The organism is Citrobacter enshiensis (assembly GCF_029338175.1).
Lineage (GTDB): Bacteria > Pseudomonadota > Gammaproteobacteria > Enterobacterales > Enterobacteriaceae > Citrobacter_D > Citrobacter_D enshiensis.
This window is the reverse complement of sequence record NZ_CP119862.1, coordinates 408,612-425,250: the sequence shown is the minus strand read 5'-3', so window position 1 is coordinate 425,250 and position 16,639 is coordinate 408,612. Positions and strand designations below refer to the sequence as shown.

At 51.7% G+C, this 16,639-nt stretch carries 13 protein-coding genes, 3 tRNA genes and 4 rRNA genes; 7 read left to right on the top strand and 13 right to left on the bottom strand.

The features are described 5' to 3' along the window. The first annotated feature begins 10 nt into the window (after positions 1-10). From P2W74_RS02055 to P2W74_RS02045, 3 genes are read left to right on the top strand one after another with little or no spacing between them, the layout of a single operon-like run. Positions 11-1,192 (top strand): amino acid ABC transporter permease, encoded by a 1,182-nt coding sequence (locus P2W74_RS02055; RefSeq protein WP_276293697.1) that lies wholly within the window; start codon positions 11-13, stop codon positions 1,190-1,192. A 9-nt stretch (positions 1,193-1,201) separates the two neighbouring features. Continuing rightward, complete coding sequence (locus P2W74_RS02050; protein WP_276295112.1) at positions 1,202-2,305, top strand: amino acid ABC transporter permease; 1,104 nt, start codon at positions 1,202-1,204, stop codon at positions 2,303-2,305. 7 nt (positions 2,306-2,312) lie between these two features. After that, a complete protein-coding gene (locus P2W74_RS02045) occupies positions 2,313-3,071 on the top strand; it encodes an amino acid ABC transporter ATP-binding protein (protein WP_276293696.1) in 759 nt (252 codons plus the stop codon). A gap of 407 nt (positions 3,072-3,478) precedes the next feature. On the opposite strand, the gene rrf (P2W74_RS02040) is transcribed toward P2W74_RS02045, so the two are convergent. The 7 genes from rrf (P2W74_RS02040) to P2W74_RS02010 all read right to left on the bottom strand — a co-directional run bounded on the left by rrf (P2W74_RS02040) (position 3,479) and on the right by P2W74_RS02010 (position 8,883). Next, positions 3,479-3,594: ribosomal RNA gene (rrf, locus tag P2W74_RS02040) — 5S ribosomal RNA — on the bottom strand. A 40-nt stretch (positions 3,595-3,634) separates the two neighbouring features. Then, positions 3,635-3,710: transfer RNA gene (locus tag P2W74_RS02035), tRNA-Thr, on the bottom strand. A 14-nt stretch (positions 3,711-3,724) separates the two neighbouring features. Next, positions 3,725-3,840, bottom strand: a 5S ribosomal RNA gene (rrf, locus tag P2W74_RS02030). 93 nt (positions 3,841-3,933) lie between these two features. Further along, positions 3,934-6,844: ribosomal RNA gene (locus tag P2W74_RS02025) — 23S ribosomal RNA — on the bottom strand. A 207-nt stretch (positions 6,845-7,051) separates the two neighbouring features. Further along, a tRNA-Ala gene (locus P2W74_RS02020) sits at positions 7,052-7,128 on the bottom strand. A 60-nt stretch (positions 7,129-7,188) separates the two neighbouring features. Next, positions 7,189-7,265: transfer RNA gene (locus tag P2W74_RS02015), tRNA-Ile, on the bottom strand. Positions 7,266-7,335: 70 nt separating this feature from the next. Beyond that, positions 7,336-8,883: ribosomal RNA gene (locus P2W74_RS02010) — 16S ribosomal RNA — on the bottom strand. Together the 16S, 23S and 5S rRNA genes with 3 tRNA genes alongside form the textbook arrangement of a ribosomal RNA operon. A gap of 472 nt (positions 8,884-9,355) precedes the next feature. Here P2W74_RS02010 and P2W74_RS02005 point away from each other — a divergent pair. Further along, the gene (locus P2W74_RS02005; RefSeq protein WP_276293695.1) at positions 9,356-9,910 is read left to right on the top strand and encodes a gamma carbonic anhydrase family protein; all 555 of its coding nucleotides are present in this window, start codon (positions 9,356-9,358) and stop codon (positions 9,908-9,910) included. On the opposite strand, the gene P2W74_RS02000 is transcribed toward P2W74_RS02005, so the two are convergent. From P2W74_RS02000 to dprA, 6 genes are read right to left on the bottom strand one after another with little or no spacing between them, the layout of a single operon-like run. Further along, positions 9,886-10,143, bottom strand: a complete 258-nt coding sequence (locus tag P2W74_RS02000; RefSeq protein ID WP_276293694.1) for a DUF1488 family protein — start codon at positions 10,141-10,143, stop codon at positions 9,886-9,888. The genes P2W74_RS02005 and P2W74_RS02000 overlap by 25 nt on opposite strands. Next, positions 10,140-10,958: a shikimate dehydrogenase gene (gene aroE, locus P2W74_RS01995; protein WP_276295285.1), complete on the bottom strand. Its 819-nt coding sequence runs from the start codon at positions 10,956-10,958 to the stop codon at positions 10,140-10,142. Before aroE ends, P2W74_RS02000 begins: the two co-directional genes overlap by 4 nt. Positions 10,959-10,962: 4 nt before the next feature. Beyond that, complete coding sequence (gene tsaC, locus P2W74_RS01990) at positions 10,963-11,535, bottom strand: L-threonylcarbamoyladenylate synthase type 1 TsaC (RefSeq protein ID WP_276293693.1); 573 nt, start codon at positions 11,533-11,535, stop codon at positions 10,963-10,965. Further along, positions 11,528-12,082 carry a DNA topoisomerase family protein gene (locus P2W74_RS01985; protein ID WP_276293692.1) on the bottom strand — a complete coding sequence of 185 codons (555 nt, stop codon included), beginning with the start codon at positions 12,080-12,082 and terminating at the stop codon, positions 11,528-11,530. The genes tsaC and P2W74_RS01985 overlap by 8 nt, the downstream gene beginning before the upstream one ends. A gap of 26 nt (positions 12,083-12,108) precedes the next feature. Beyond that, positions 12,109-12,582: a DUF494 family protein Smg gene (gene smg / locus P2W74_RS01980; protein WP_192610784.1), complete on the bottom strand. Its 474-nt coding sequence runs from the start codon at positions 12,580-12,582 to the stop codon at positions 12,109-12,111. Continuing rightward, complete coding sequence (gene dprA, locus P2W74_RS01975) at positions 12,554-13,678, bottom strand: DNA-protecting protein DprA (RefSeq protein ID WP_276293691.1); 1,125 nt, start codon at positions 13,676-13,678, stop codon at positions 12,554-12,556. Before dprA ends, smg begins: the two co-directional genes overlap by 29 nt. Positions 13,679-13,807: 129 nt before the next feature. On the opposite strand from dprA, the gene def reads away from it, so the two are divergent. From def to rsmB, 3 genes are read left to right on the top strand one after another with little or no spacing between them, the layout of a single operon-like run. After that, complete coding sequence (def, locus tag P2W74_RS01970; protein WP_192610782.1) at positions 13,808-14,317, top strand: peptide deformylase; 510 nt, start codon at positions 13,808-13,810, stop codon at positions 14,315-14,317. Between the two features lie 14 nt (positions 14,318-14,331). Beyond that, a complete protein-coding gene (gene fmt, locus P2W74_RS01965) occupies positions 14,332-15,279 on the top strand; it encodes a methionyl-tRNA formyltransferase (protein ID WP_276293690.1) in 948 nt (315 codons plus the stop codon). A 52-nt stretch (positions 15,280-15,331) separates the two neighbouring features. After that, positions 15,332-16,621 carry a 16S rRNA (cytosine(967)-C(5))-methyltransferase RsmB gene (gene rsmB, locus P2W74_RS01960; RefSeq protein ID WP_276293689.1) on the top strand — a complete coding sequence of 430 codons (1,290 nt, stop codon included), beginning with the start codon at positions 15,332-15,334 and terminating at the stop codon, positions 16,619-16,621. Positions 16,622-16,639 lie beyond the last annotated feature (18 nt).

Sequence of the window (16,639 nt, the reverse complement as noted above, 5' to 3'; positions counted from 1 at the left end):
AGGTTTTTCTATGTTCCATCGCCGCCCCCCCGTAAAAGGAACGTTATCCTTTTCTAACCCTGCGGTACGCGCCTGGTTATTTCAAATACTCGCCGTCATCGTGGTTGTCAGCGTTGCTATCTATTTAATACATAACACCATTAATAATTTAGGCAACCGGGGCATTACCTCAGGGTTTGCTTTTCTCGATCGCAGTGCCGGATTCGGTATCGTCCAGCACCTGATCGATTACGAACAGGGCGATACCTATGGTCGCGTATTTATCGTCGGATTGCTCAATACGCTTTTAGTTTCCGCATTATGCATTGTATTCGCGTCATTTCTCGGTTTCTTTCTCGGGCTTGCTCGCCTCTCGGATAACTGGCTATTACGCAAACTTTCCACCCTCTACATCGAAACCTTCCGCAATATCCCGCCCCTGTTGCAGATCTTCTTTTGGTACTTTGCCGTACTGCGCAATCTTCCGGGGCCGCGTCAGGCCGTCAGTGCGCTGGATCTGGTCTTTCTGAGCAACCGGGGGCTCTATATCCCATCCCCATTGCCAGGGGAAGGTCTGTTCGCGTTTTGCCTTGCAATCCTGTTTGCCGCCGCGTTGTCCGTTGGGCTATTTCGCTTCAACAAAATGCACCAGATAAAAACAGGTCAGTTACGCAGAACCTGGCCGACGGCGATGGCATTGATCGTCTTGTTCCCCATGATGGCGCACTGGATTTTTGGCGCTGCGCTTCACTGGAACGTACCGGAATTACGTGGGTTTAACTTCCGGGGGGGAATGGCTCTCATTCCCGAGTTGGCCGCGCTGACTCTGGCGTTATCAGTGTATACCTCCGCATTTATTGCAGAAATTATTCGGGCCGGTATTCAGGCGGTTCCTTATGGTCAACATGAGGCGGCACGTTCATTGGGTCTGCCAAATACGGTGACGTTACGCCAGGTCATTATTCCTCAGGCGCTGCGCGTGATCATTCCGCCACTGACCAGCCAGTATCTGAACATTGTCAAAAACTCTTCGCTTGCCGCCGCCATTGGCTACCCGGACATGGTGTCGCTGTTTGCCGGGACGGTTCTCAACCAGACGGGGCAAGCCATTGAGACTATCGCCATTACCATGTCTGTGTACCTCATTATCAGCCTGTCTATATCACTGCTGATGAACATTTATAACCGCCGTATCGCACTGATAGAGCGCTAAGGAATCATGATGACAAAAGCTCTGCTGTCTCATCCCCCGCGCCCCGCCAGTAACGGCGCAGGCCGCGCAGTGCTGTGGGCCCGTAAGAATTTATTTTCCAGTTGGTCCAATAGTCTGCTGACGATTTTTTGCCTATGGCTCATGTGGGAACTCATTCCCCCTCTACTGAACTGGGCATTCTTGCAGGCTAACTGGGTAGGTTCCACCCGGGGTGATTGCACAAAAGCAGGCGCCTGTTGGGTGTTTGTCCATGAGCGCTTTGGTCAGTTTATGTATGGGCTCTATCCACATGAACAGCGCTGGCGTATCAATCTTGCATTACTCATCGGCCTGCTCTCCATTGCCCCTATGTTCTGGAGATCGATACCACATCGCGGGCGCTATATTGCGGTTTGGGCCGTCATCTACCCTATCGTTGTCTGGTGGCTCATGTATGGCGGTGTTTTGGGGCTTAATCGAGTAGAAACACGGCAGTGGGGCGGGTTAACCCTGACCCTGATTATTGCCTCGGTGGGCATCGCGGGGGCGCTGCCATTAGGGATTTTGCTGGCGCTAAGCCGCCGTTCTCATATGCCGGTCGTTCGCGTACTGTCCGTCATTTTTATTGAATTCTGGCGTGGCGTCCCCCTGATTACCGTACTGTTTATGTCTTCAGTCATGCTACCGCTCTTCATGGCGGAAGGTACCAGCATCGACAAACTTATCCGGGCACTGGTAGGCGTAATTCTGTTCCAGTCCGCCTATGTCGCAGAAGTGGTGCGCGGGGGATTACAGGCGTTACCAAAAGGCCAGTATGAAGCAGCGGAGTCTCTGGCATTGGGTTACTGGAAAACCCAGGGGCTCGTCATTCTTCCGCAAGCGTTGAAGATGGTGATCCCAGGGCTTGTGAACACCATCATTGCACTGTTTAAAGATACCAGTCTGGTGATCATCATCGGCCTGTTTGATCTGTTTAGCAGCGTGCAGCAGGCCACTGTCGATCCCGCCTGGCTGGGCATGTCGACCGAAGGATATGTTTTTGCTGCTCTGATTTACTGGGTTTTCTGTTTCAGCATGTCTCGCTATAGCCAGCATCTGGAGAAACGTTTTAACACCGGGCGTACGCCGCACTGAGGAATCTATGAGCCAATTATTAATCCAACCTGCCGACGCGATGATTACGCTGGAAAACGTCAACAAATGGTTCGGGCAATTTCATGTCCTGAAAAATATCAATCTGAATGTGAAGCAAGGCGAGCGAATTGTACTTTGTGGGCCATCCGGCTCAGGTAAATCAACCACCATCCGCTGTATTAACCATCTGGAGGAGCATCAGCAAGGACGTATCATCGTGGATGGAATTGAACTCAATGAAGACATCCGCAATATTGAGCGTGTCAGGCAGGAAGTTGGGATGGTGTTCCAGCACTTCAATTTGTTTCCTCACCTGACGGTTTTGCAAAATTGCACGCTCGCACCGATTTGGGTTCATAAAATGCCAAAGAAAGAGGCTGAAGCGCTGGCGATGCTTTATCTGGAACGGGTACGGATCGCTGAACATGCGCATAAATTCCCGGGACAAATATCGGGTGGCCAGCAACAACGCGTGGCGATTGCGCGCTCACTGTGCATGAAACCAAAAATTATGCTTTTTGACGAACCTACCTCAGCTCTGGATCCTGAAATGGTGAAAGAGGTACTGGATACCATGATTGGCCTGGCGCAGTCCGGGATGACGATGCTGTGTGTGACGCATGAAATGGGGTTTGCCAGAACGGTAGCTGACCGGGTGATCTTTATGGATCGTGGTGAAATTGTTGAACAGGCACCCCCGGAGGAATTTTTCTCCCAACCAAAATCAGAGCGCACCCGCGCGTTTTTGTCGCAGGTACTGCATTAATTTTGCATAATTTAATGCCTGGCAAGACCCGTTGGCCGGATAAGGTGTTTACGCCACTATCCGGCAAAATTCGAGCACTTGTCCCGCCTTATGTCACTGCGCTTATCAGGCTAACAAACGCAAAAAACCCCGGACCTTGCGGACCGGGGTTCTTCTTATTTGATGTCTGGCAGTTTATGGCGGGCGTCCTGCCCGCCACCCTTCGGGCCGTTGCTGCGCAACGTTCAAATCCGCTCCCGACTCCATAGTACTCGTATCATCCTGATACTCGCCCCTGCGGGGCCGCCGTAAACGGCGTTCAAAATCGTTCCCGACGATTTTGTCCTGCTCCGGAGAGCTTTCACCGACAAACAACAGATAAAACAAAAGGCCCAGTCTTTCGACTGAGCCTTTCGCTTTGATTTGATGTCTGGCAGTTCCCTACTCTCGCATGGGGAGACCCCACACTACCATCGGCGCTACGGCGTTTCACTTCTGAGTTCGGCATGGGGTCAGGTGGGACCACCGCGCTACAGCCGCCAGACAAATTCTTTTTTACTGCACCGAACTTTAACCGAATTAAGTGGTGCTGATACCCAGAGTCGAACTGGGGACCTCACCCTTACCAAGGGTGCGCTCTACCAACTGAGCCATATCAGCACGCTAAATTTGATGCCTGGCAGTTCCCTACTCTCGCATGGGGAGACCCCACACTACCATCGGCGCTACGGCATTTCACTTCTGAGTTCGGCATGGGGTCAGGTGGGACCACCGCGCTACAGCCGCCAGGCAAATTCTGTTTATTAACCCGCTTTTCGCCGGTTAATCTTATCTGTATCAAGCTGAATCTGATGTCTCTTCGCCAAAACACCTTTGGCGTTGTAAGGTTAAGCCTCACGGTTCATTAGTATCGGTTAGCTCAATGTATCGCTACACTTACACACCCGACCTATCAACGTCGTAGTCTTCAACGTTCCTTCAGGAGACTTATAGTCTCAGGGAGAACTCATCTCGGGGCAAGTTTCGTGCTTAGATGCTTTCAGCACTTATCTCTTCCGCATTTAGCTACCGGGCAATGCCATTGGCATGACAACCCGAACACCAGTGATGCGTCCACTCGGTCCTCTCGTACTAGGAGCAGCCCCCCTCAATTCTCCAGCGCCCACGGCAGATAGGGACCGAACTGTCTCACGACGTTCTAAACCCAGCTCGCGTACCACTTAAATGGCGAACAGCCATACCCTTGGGACCTACTTCAGCCCCAGGATGTGATGAGCCGACATCGAGGTGCCAAACACCGCCGTCGATATGAACTCTTGGGCGGTATCAGCCTGTTATCCCCGGAGTACCTTTTTATCCGTTGAGCGATGGCCCTTCCATTCAGAACCACCGGATCACTAAGACCTGCTTTCGCACCTGCTCGAGCCGTCACTCTCGCAGTCAAGCTAGCTTATGCCTTTGCACTAACCTCCTGATGTCCGACCAGGATTAGCTAACCTTCGTGCTCCTCCGTTACTCTTTAGGAGGAGACCGCCCCAGTCAAACTACCCACCAGACACTGTCCGCAACCCGGATTACGGGTCTACGTTAGAACACCAGCCATTAAAGGGTGGTATTTCAAGGTTGGCTCATGCAGACTGGCGTCCACACTTCAAAGCCTCCCACCTATCCTACACATCAAGGACCAGTGTTCAGTGTCAAGCTATAGTAAAGGTTCACGGGTCTTTCCGTCTTGCCGCGGGTACACTGCATCTTCACAGCGAGTTCAATTTCACTGAGTCTCGGGTGGAGACAGCCTGGCCATCATTACGCCATTCGTGCAGGTCGGAACTTACCCGACAAGGAATTTCGCTACCTTAGGACCAGTTATAGTTACGGCCGCCGTTTACCGGGGCTTCGATCAAGAGCTTCTCTCCTTACGGATAACCCCATCAATTAACCTTCCGGCACGGGCAGGCGTCACACCGTATACGTCCACTTTCGTGTTTGCACAGTGCTGTGTTTTTAATAAACAGTTGCAGCCAGCTGGTATCTTCGACTGATTTCAGCTCCACGAGCAAGTCGTTTCACCTACATATCAGCGTGCCTTCTCCCGAAGTTACGGCACCATTTTGCCTAGTTCCTTCACCCGAGTTCTCTCAAGCGCCTTGGTATTCTCTACCTGACCACCTGTGTCGGTTTGGGGTACGATTTTGTGTTACCTGATGCTTAGAGGCTTTTCCTGGAAGCAGGGCATTTGTTACTTCCAGCACCGTAGTGCCTCGTCATCACACCTCAGCGTTAGTAAGCGTCCGGATTTACCTAAACGCTCCGCCTACATGCTTAAACCGGGACAACCGTCGCCCGGCCAACATAGCCTTCTCCGTCCCCCCTTCGCAGTAACACCAAGTACAGGAATATTAACCTGTTTCCCATCGACTACGCCTTTCGGCCTCGCTCTTAGGGGTCGACTCACCCTGCCCCGATTAACGTTGGACAGGAACCCTTGGTCTTCCGGCGAGCGGGCTTTTCACCCGCTTTATCGTTACTTATGTCAGCATTCGCACTTCTGATACCTCCAGCAACCCTCACAGGCCACCTTCAACGGCTTACAGAACGCTCCCCTACCCAACAACACATAGTGTCGCTGCCGCAGCTTCGGTGCATGGTTTAGCCCCGTTACATCTTCCGCGCAGGCCGACTCGACCAGTGAGCTATTACGCTTTCTTTAAATGATGGCTGCTTCTAAGCCAACATCCTGGCTGTCTGTGCCTTCCCACATCGTTTCCCACTTAACCATGACTTTGGGACCTTAGCTGGCGGTCTGGGTTGTTTCCCTCTTCACGACGGACGTTAGCACCCGCCGTGTGTCTCCCGTGATAACATTCTTCGGTATTCGCAGTTTGCATCGGGTTGGTAAGTCGGGATGACCCCCTAGCCGAAACAGTGCTCTACCCCCGAAGATGAGTTCACGAGGCGCTACCTAAATAGCTTTCGGGGAGAACCAGCTATCTCCCGGTTTGATTGGCCTTTCACCCCCAGCCACAAGTCATCCGCTAATTTTCAACATTAGTCGGTTCGGTTCCTCCAGTTAGTGTTACCCAACCTTCAACCTGCCCATGGCTAGATCACCGGGTTTCGGGTCTATACCCCTGCAACTTAACGCCCAGTTAAGACTCGGTTTCCCTTCGGCTCCCCTATTCGGTTAACCTTGCTACAGAATATAAGTCGCTGACCCATTATACAAAAGGTACGCAGTCACCCCATAAAAGAGGCTCCCACTGCTTGTACGTACACGGTTTCAGGTTCTTTTTCACTCCCCTCGCCGGGGTTCTTTTCGCCTTTCCCTCACGGTACTGGTTCACTATCGGTCAGTCAGGAGTATTTAGCCTTGGAGGATGGTCCCCCCATATTCAGACAGGATACCACGTGTCCCCGCCCTACTCTTCGAGTTCACACCACATGCGATTTTGTGTACGGGACTATCACCCTGTACCGTCGGACTTTCCAGACCGTTCCACTACCACACATGCTGATTCAGACTCTGGGCTGCTCCCCGTTCGCTCGCCGCTACTGGGGGAATCTCGGTTGATTTCTTTTCCTCGGGGTACTTAGATGTTTCAGTTCCCCCGGTTCGCTTCATTACGCTATGTATTCACGTAATGATAGTGTGTCGAAACACACTGGGTTTCCCCATTCGGAAATCGCCGGCTATAACGGTTCATATCACCTTACCGACGCTTATCGCAGATTAGCACGTCCTTCATCGCCTCTGACTGCCAGGGCATCCACCGTGTACGCTTAGTCGCTTAACCTCACAACCCGAAGGTGTTTCGTAAAACACATCGTGTTGTGAAAATTTGAGAGACTCGAACACACCGCTTATCTGTTCTTATTACGGAGAACAGACACAGTGTGTCGTTTCAATTTTCAGCTTGATCCAGATTTTTAAAGAGCAAAACTTCGCAGTGAACCTTTTCAGGTACACTCTGAAGTTTTCTTGGTGTTTTTGCAGTAAGTAATGGTGGAGCTATGCGGGATCGAACCGCAGACCTCCTGCCGTGCAAAGCAGGCGCTCTCCCAGCTGAGCTATAGCCCCATCGAAGTCATCTCGTTCACCTTAATCCGTCTGAGACACAACGCGGTATCAGAAGGAATTTGGTAGGCCTGAGTGGACTTGAACCACCGACCTCACCCTTATCAGGGGTGCGCTCTAACCACCTGAGCTACAAGCCTGCAGAGATTTCTTACTGCTAATTTTCATCAGACAATCTGTGTGAGCACTACAAAGGCAGGTTCTTTAAGGTAAGGAGGTGATCCAACCGCAGGTTCCCCTACGGTTACCTTGTTACGACTTCACCCCAGTCATGAATCACAAAGTGGTAAGCGCCCTCCCGAAGGTTAAGCTACCTACTTCTTTTGCAACCCACTCCCATGGGGTGACGGGCGGTGTGTACAAGGCCCGGGAACGTATTCACCGTGGCATTCTGATCCACGTATTACTAGCGATTCCGACTTCACGGGAGTCGAGTTGCAGACTCCGATCCGGACTACGACATACTTTATGAGGTCCGCTTGCTCTCGCGAGGTCGCTTCTCTTTGTATATGCCATTGTAGCACGTGTGTAGCCCTACTCGTAAGGGCCATGATGACTTGACGTCATCCCCCACCTTCCTCCAGTTTATCACTGGCAGTCTCCTTTGAGTTCCCGGCCGAACCGCTGGCAACAAAGGATAAGGGTTGCGCTCGTTGCGGGACTTAACCCAACATTTCACAACACGAGCTGACGACAGCCATGCAGCACCTGTCTCACGGTTCCCGAAGGCACTAAAGCATCTCTGCTAAATTCCGTGGATGTCAAGAGTAGGTAAGGTTCTTCGCGTTGCATCGAATTTAAACCACATGCTCCACCGCTTGTGCGGGCCCCCGTCAATTCATTTGAGTTTTAACCTTGCGGCCGTACTCCCCAGGCGGTCGACTTAACGCGTTAGCTCCGGAAGCCACTCCTCAAGGGAACAACCTCCAAGTCGACATCGTTTACGGCGTGGACTACCAGGGTATCTAATCCTGTTTGCTCCCCCACGCTTTCGCACCTGAGCGTCAGTCTTTGTCCAGGGGGCCGCCTTCGCCACCGGTATTCCTCCAGATCTCTACGCATTTCACCGCTACACCTGGAATTCTACCCCCCTCTACAAGGACTCTAGCCTGCCAGTTTCGGATGCAGTTCCCAGGTTGAGCCCGGGGATTTCACATCCGACTTGACAGACCGCCTGCGTGCGCTTTACGCCCAGTAATTCCGATTAACGCTTGCACCCTCCGTATTACCGCGGCTGCTGGCACGGAGTTAGCCGGTGCTTCTTCTGCGGGTAACGTCAATGGCTAAGGTTATTAACCTTAACCCCTTCCTCCCCGCTGAAAGTACTTTACAACCCGAAGGCCTTCTTCATACACGCGGCATGGCTGCATCAGGCTTGCGCCCATTGTGCAATATTCCCCACTGCTGCCTCCCGTAGGAGTCTGGACCGTGTCTCAGTTCCAGTGTGGCTGGTCATCCTCTCAGACCAGCTAGGGATCGTCGCCTAGGTGAGCCGTTACCCCACCTACTAGCTAATCCCATCTGGGCACATCCGATGGCAAGAGGCCCGAAGGTCCCCCTCTTTGGTCTTGCGACATTATGCGGTATTAGCTACCGTTTCCAGTAGTTATCCCCCTCCATCGGGCAGTTTCCCAGACATTACTCACCCGTCCGCCACTCGTCACCCAGAGAGCAAGCTCTCCTGTGCTACCGTTCGACTTGCATGTGTTAGGCCTGCCGCCAGCGTTCAATCTGAGCCATGATCAAACTCTTCAATTTAAGTTTGATGCTCAAAGAATTAAACTTCGTAATGAATTACGTATGTTCACTCTTGAGACTTGGTATTCATTTTTCGTCTTGCGACGTTAAGAATCCGTATCTTCGAGTGCCCACACAGATTGTCTGATAAATTGTTAAAGAGCAGTGCGACGCGCTTCAGCGCTCTGTCGCGAGGTGGCGTATATTACGCTTTCCTCTTTCAGAGTCAACCCTGATTTTCAGGATTTTTCTCTTCAACCGAACCGGCTGTTTGTGTGAAGTGATTCACATCCGCCGTGTCGATGGAGGCGCATTATAGGGATCCGTGATTTTTGCACAAGGTTTTTTTCGATCTTTTTTTCTGTTTGCTGCTTTTTCACCCCTTTCGTTCCATTCCTGCTCAATTCGCCTGTTTTTTGATACTCAAATCGCTTGCACAGAGCCAATAATCCAACCAAAGTCTTCATTACGGTTCTATTTTGTTGAGGTAAATATGTCTGACGTACTACGTCCTTATAAGGATCTTTTCCCGCAGATCGGAAAACGCGTGATGATCGATGCCAGCAGTGTCGTCATTGGCGATGTTCGGCTGGCGGATGATGTCGGTATTTGGCCGCTCGTTGCTATTCGCGGAGACGTGAATTACGTCGAGGTCGGTGCCCGTACGAATATTCAGGATGGCAGCGTACTGCATGTCACCCATAAATCGACGTCCAACCCACAAGGTAATCCCTTGATCGTGGGTGAAGATGTGACCGTCGGACACAAGGTCATGCTACACGGCTGCATTATTGGTAACCGCGTCTTAGTCGGAATGGGATCCATTCTGTTGGATGGCGCAGTAATAGAAGATGACGTCATGATCGGGGCAGGTAGTCTCGTGCCGCAAAACAAACGTCTTGAGAGTGGATATCTGTATCTGGGAAGCCCGGTGAAACAAATCCGCCCACTGAGCGACGCGGAGAGGGCGGGTCTGCAATACTCCGCGAATAACTATGTGAAGTGGAAAGACGAATATCTCAGTCAGGACAACCAGACCCAACCGTGATCGTCTTCTTGCTGGGACTGGATCAGTGCTTCTGCTTCTTCTTCCAGATCCCAGCGATGATCACAAAAAGCAGCCAGCCACTGCTCAGGAGTATCGCCGCCAAAACGATGCGCCAGCTTCTCTCCTTTAATCGCACACATGAGTTGCATACCATTTACCAGCGCAGGAAAGCTGACAGCGTCGATATCTGCGTTCCACTCTTCTCTGTCAGGGAACTGGATGGCCTGATTCATGCAGACAACTCCTGTTGCAGCAATTTAATCACTGGCTCAACGTCTGGTAATGTACCGTGCCAAAGCAAAACAGCGTGCGCCGCCTGCCCCACCAGCATACCCAGACCATCTGCGTAAGATCTGGCTCCCTTCTCTATACACCAGGTAAGGAACGGTGTATTCCCTTTCTGGTAGAACATGTCGTAGCAATAAACGGAAGGATGAATAAGTGATGCGGGAATAGCAGGAATATCACCACTGATCCCACTGGACGTTGCGTTAATGATCAGATCGAACTCATGACCCGCCAGCGCATCCATTCTCAGAGACTGAACACTCCCCGTATGCGCAAAAATTTGCGCCAGTTCTTCCGCACGCGAAGCCGTTCGGTTCACGATAGTCACTGCGCAATCCATGGAAATCAGTGGCAACAATACGCCACGGGAAGCGCCGCCCGCACCAATGAGCAGGACGCGCGCACCCGGCCGAATGAAGGATAAGCGTTCAAGATCGCTTAACAGACCAATACCGTCAGTGTTATCACCCAGTATGCGACCATCCTCAAGCTTTTTGAGCGTGTTGACGGCCCCGGCAAGAGCCGCGCGCTCCGTCAATTCATCTGCTCGCGCGAACGCGTCTTCTTTAAAAGGAACGGTAACATTCGCCCCTTTTCCCCCTTCAGCAAAGAAGGTATTAAGCGTACCGATAAAATCATTGATCGGCGCTAATACACGCCCATATGGGTGTTCAATTTGCAGTTGCTGTGCAAAATGCTGATGAATGAACGGCGACTTACTGTGTGCGATCGGATTACCAAAAACGGCATAGGTTTCCATCATCTTACCCCTGTCGAAACAATTCACCCGTCAGGGCATCACGAATTTCAGATGGATTCAAACGACCTCCCGTTTCGCCTTCAACAACAGGGAAGTCTGCCCCGAACTGCTCCCGTACTTCTTCAACAGTACGGCATGGCGGCAATCCACTCAGGTTGGCGCTGGTAGAAACTAACGGCTTACCATAAGCCTGGCACAATGCAACCACGAGCGGATGGTCGGTGACGCGCACGGCCAGTGAATCAAAGCGTCCCGTCAACCAGCGAGGCGTTGTCGCCGGCGCGGGGAAAACAAAAGTCACCGGACCAGGCCAACGCGCAAACACGGCATCACGCTGGGCATTGGTCAGCATACTATCGTCAATATACGGTTTAAGCTGCTCAAAACTGGCCGCGATCAAAATTAACCCTTTATCGACCGGGCGCTGTTTTAAGGCCAACAGGCGATTAACGGCCACTTCGCTATCAGGATCACACCCCACACCGAAGACGGCTTCTGTTGGATAGGCGATGACATTTTCTTTACTCAGTACCTCTATCGCGGCAGCGATAACGTCTGATGGCAGGTTTTTATTCACTTTTAATATCCGCCGGTAACGGCTTTCCACATTGTTTACTGGCACAGACGTGTTTCACACCCTGCGCGGTTTTCTTTTCGATGAGTAGAGGGTAGTGGCACTCAGGACACTCTTCCGCTATCGGTTTGAAGTTGATGACAAACTGACACTCAGGATAGCGATCGCAGGAGTGAAAGGTTTTGCCATAACGTGAACGGCGCTGGACCAGATGACCCGTCCGACACTGAGGGCAGGTAATCGCGGTTTCATCAGGTTTATCGATAATTTCGGTATGCCCACACGCGGGATAATCGCTGCAACCAATAAACATACCGAACCGCCCCTGCCGCAACACAAGTTCAGCGCCGCATGCAGGACAAAATTTACCCTCCAGAACTTTGACAATATGTCCGTCCGCTGACGATTTCAGAGGACGGACATAATCACATTCCGGATATTGCGAGCAGCCGAGAAACGGACCGTGTTTCCCGGAACGAATAACAAGTTCGGCCCCGCATTGCGGGCAGGGCTCATTTTTACGCACCGTGAACAGTGCTGATTTAGCCATAACAACTCATGCTGAATAAAGATCGTTTAATGCAGCATACCTTCATTCACTTCAAAGAGTAATTCTTCCATTTGTTGATATGCATTTTCACAACCTGGAATGTTGAACAGAACCATCAGGATCACCCACTTTAGATCTTCCAGGTCGAATTCTGCAGTATCCAGTGCGAGCACACGTTCAATGACCATTTCCCGTGTCTCGAGGTTTAGCACCTGTATCTGCTCCAGGAATAACAAGAATCCCCGGCAACTGGCATCCAGGCGATCGCACTCTTCAGCAGTATAAATACGTACAGAGAGCGGATCTGAGGCGAGTTGCATGGGTTCAGCGAGGCCTTCCTGATAGTCAGCAAGCTTTTCCAGCCACAATAACGCGTTGTAGATGTCTTCACGATCAAAACCAGCGTCGGTAAGATCCCGTTCCAGTTTGTCCTGATCCACACGCAATTCAGCTTCGTTATGGATGTATGTCTCAAACAAATACATTAGTACGTCGAACATGGCTTGCCCTCCTCAATCGGACATAGCCGCCGGGTACAGCTGCGATCCATCCTGCTAACTCCAGTTCGAGTAGTTGAGCCACTACCACTGGCACAGGTTGGCCGGCACGTTCAGCGACGACGTCAACAGGTGTTGCCTCATCTCCTACGTTAGCCAGGAGCTCAGGAAATGGCAATGCCACCGCTTCGTGATCTGGTGAATAAAGTGTATTTTCAGGCTCATCTGGCAACCAATGTAACCCGTATTGCAAATTTTCGAGTATATCCTCTGGCGCTGTCACCAGTGTGGCCCCCTGCTTTATCAGCCAATGGGGACCTTCACTCCCCGGGCTACCTATCGGCCCTGGTAAAGCAAAGACCTCTCGCCCTTGCTCCATCGCACAACGTGCGGTAACCAAAGACCCGCTGCGCAGAGCCGCCTCAATCACCAAAACGCCTTTACTGAGACCACTAATAATGCGGTTTCGCCGGGGGAAATGATGCGCTAACGGAGGTGTCGCCAGCGGAAACTCAGAGATCAAAGCTCCTCCCATACCGACGATGTTTTCTGCGAGCTGGGCATGCCGACGCGGATGTATAGTCAACAGACCGTTACCCAATACAGCAACGCTTTTCCCATTTACACTTAACGCGGCTTTATGTGCGACGCCATCGATACCGAGTGCCAGTCCGCTGGTCACCGTTATCCCTACCGCGGCAAGCCTTTCACAGAATATGCGCCCCCATCGTTCGCCATACCAGGAGTGCGAGCGGCTCCCCACAACGGCAAGCTGGGGGGAGGAAAGGCATTCAGGATCCCCAGCCACAAAGAGCGCGCCGGGGTAGTCCTCAATCGCACGAAGCTGTTGAGGATAATGCTTACTCTCCGCCGTAATGAAATAGTGATGAGGCTGCGCTAACCAGTCCAACGCAATGTCCAGTTCCTTTTGTGGGAGCGTTAAAAAGCGTTCAGCCTGACGGATTGAGAATCCTGCACTGTGTAACAATGCAGGATCAATATGGGTCTGATTAATGAGAACATTGGCCGTACGTACCATTGCGTCGCCGTACATCTCACTGACACGCATTAGGCGTAGCCAAACTTCGATATGGGTCATCCTTCTCCCCCTGTCACAAGCGGTCCTGGCAATCTTTGCGATTGGTCAGTGATGCTGTCAATCAGCAGGGGTTTTGTCTAGAATAGAGGTAATAATCTTTCCAACTCCTGAACACAACTCTGGATAACTATGTCAGTTTTGCAAGTGTTACATATTCCGGACGAGCGTCTTCGCAAAGTCGCAAAACCGGTAGAAGAAGTGAATGCAGAAATTCAGCGTATCGTCGATGATATGTTCGAGACGATGTACGCAGAAGAAGGTATTGGCCTGGCGGCAACGCAGGTCGATATTCATCAACGGATTATCGTGATTGATGTGTCCGAGAACCGCGATGAACGTCTGGTACTCATCAATCCAGAGTTGCTGGAAAAATACGGTGAAACTGGCATTGAGGAAGGCTGTCTCTCTATTCCAGAGCAGCGTGCGTTAGTGCCACGCGCAGAGAAAGTAAAAATTCGCGCCCTCGATCGCGATGGTAAACCATTTGAACTGGAAGCTGATGGCCTGCTGGCGATTTGTATTCAGCACGAAATGGATCATCTGGTCGGTAAACTTTTTATTGATTACCTGTCGCCGCTGAAACAACAACGCATTCGTCAGAAAGTTGAAAAACTCGACCGCCTGAACGCCCGAGCTTAAGGACAAGAATCAACGTGTCAGACTCACTACGTATCATTTTTGCGGGAACACCTGACTTTGCAGCGCGTCATCTCGACGCGCTGTTGTCTTCAGGACATAACGTCGTTGGTGTGTTTACCCAACCTGACCGCCCGGCAGGACGCGGCAAAAAACTGATGCCCAGCCCAGTGAAAGTACTGGCCGAAGAGAAAGGGTTACCGGTTTTTCAGCCTGTATCTTTACGCCCGCACGAAAACCAGCAACAGGTTGCCGACTTGAAGGCTGATGTGATGGTCGTAGTGGCTTATGGCTTGATTCTGCCAAAAGCAGTACTGGACATGCCACGTCTTGGCTGCATCAACGTTCACGGCTCCCTTCTCCCTCGTTGGCGAGGCGCCGCACCTATTCAGCGTTCGCTGTGGGCAGGAGATAGCGAAACGGGTGTAACCATTATGCAAATGGATGTCGGCCTGGATACTGGCGACATGCTTTATAAGCTTGCATGCCCGATCACAGCAGAAGATACCAGCGGCACGCTGTATGACAAACTGGCAAACCTGGGGCCGCAGGGGCTGATCGATACACTCAAGCAACTCGCAGCGGGTACCGCAAAGCCTGAAGTGCAAAACGACGCTCTGGTTACCCATGCAGAGAAGCTCAGCAAAGAAGAGGCCCGCATAGACTGGTCTCTCTCTGCCGCACAGTTAGAACGTTGCATTCGCGCCTTTAACCCCTGGCCGATGAGCTGGCTGGAAATAGAGGGTCAGCCCGTGAAAGTCTGGCAGGCATCAGTCATTGAGACCGCCACGCAAGCAGAACCCGGCACCATCCTTGAAGCCACCAAACAAGGTATCCAGGTCGCGACGGGCAACGGCATTCTGAACCTGCTCTCATTGCAACCCGCAGGGAAAAAGGCGATGAGTGCCCAGGATCTACTAAATTCACGTCGGGAATGGTTTATTCCTGGCAACCGTCTGGCCTGACGGTCACATCTCAATACGCCCGGTGTAACCGGGCATTTTTATTTTTGCGGTTATGAAAAAAAATCTTAATTTACGCAGTATGGCGGCCCAAGCCGTCGAACAGGTTGTCGAAAAGGGGCAGTCGTTAAGCAATGTTCTGCCCGCCATGCAGCAGAAAGTCACCGATAAAGATAAAGCACTGTTGCAGGAACTCTGCTTTGGCGTATTGCGCACGCTTTCCCAGTTGGAGTGGATGATCAAACAACTGATGGAGCGCCCGATGACGGGCAAGCAGCGCACGGTCCATTATTTGATTATGGTCGGCTTCTACCAACTATTGCATACCCGTATTCCTCCTCATGCTGCGCTTGCTGAGACTGTGGAAGGTGCAGTCGTTATCAAACGCCCACAGTTGAAAGGGCTGATAAACGGCGTACTACGCCAATTCCAGCGCCGCCAGGAAGAACTATTAACCGAATTTGCACAAAGCGAACTTCGTTTCTTACATCCGTCCTGGTTAGTAAAGCGCATTAAGAATGCCTATCCACAGCAGTGGGAAAGTATCCTTGAAGCCAATAACCAACGACCGCCAATGTGGTTACGCGTTAACCGCAATCACCATACCCGCGATGCATGGCTTGATCTGTTGGCTGACGCCGGCCTGACCGGCTTCCCACACCCGGATTACCCGGATGCCGTGCGTCTGGAGCCCCCTACGTCAGTACTGGCTTTGCCTGGTTTCGAGCAAGGTTGGGTTACCGTTCAGGATGCCTCTGCCCAAGGTTGCGTCGGCTATCTGCTACCGCAAAACGGTGAGCAGATCCTCGATTTATGCTGCGCTCCTGGTGGTAAAACGACACATATTCTGGAAGTTGCCCCTGATGCTAATGTAACGGCAGTCGACGTTGATGAAAAACGCTTATCACGCGTTTACGACAACCTGAAACGCCTCGGCATGAAGGCAGCCGTTAAGCAAGGTGATGGGCGTTATCCGGCACAATGGTGCGGCGAGCAGCAGTTTGATCGAATTCTGCTGGATGCCCCCTGTTCGGCCACTGGCGTTATTCGTCGCCATCCGGACATCAAGTGGCTGCGTCGTGACCGTGATATTGCTGAACTTGCTCAGTTGCAGGCTGAAATTCTTGATGCTGTATGGCCACACCTGAAGCCTGGCGGTACGCTGGTTTACGCTACCTGTTCCATTCTGCCGGAAGAAAACAGTCAGCAGATTAAAGCCTTCCTGCAGCGCACTCCAAACGCTGCATTACAGGAGACAGGTACACCTGAGAATCCTGGGCTGCAAAATCTGCCAGGATTGGAAGAAGGTGATGGCTTCTTTTACGCTAAGCTAATCAAAAAGTGATGAGATAACGGGTCGCGA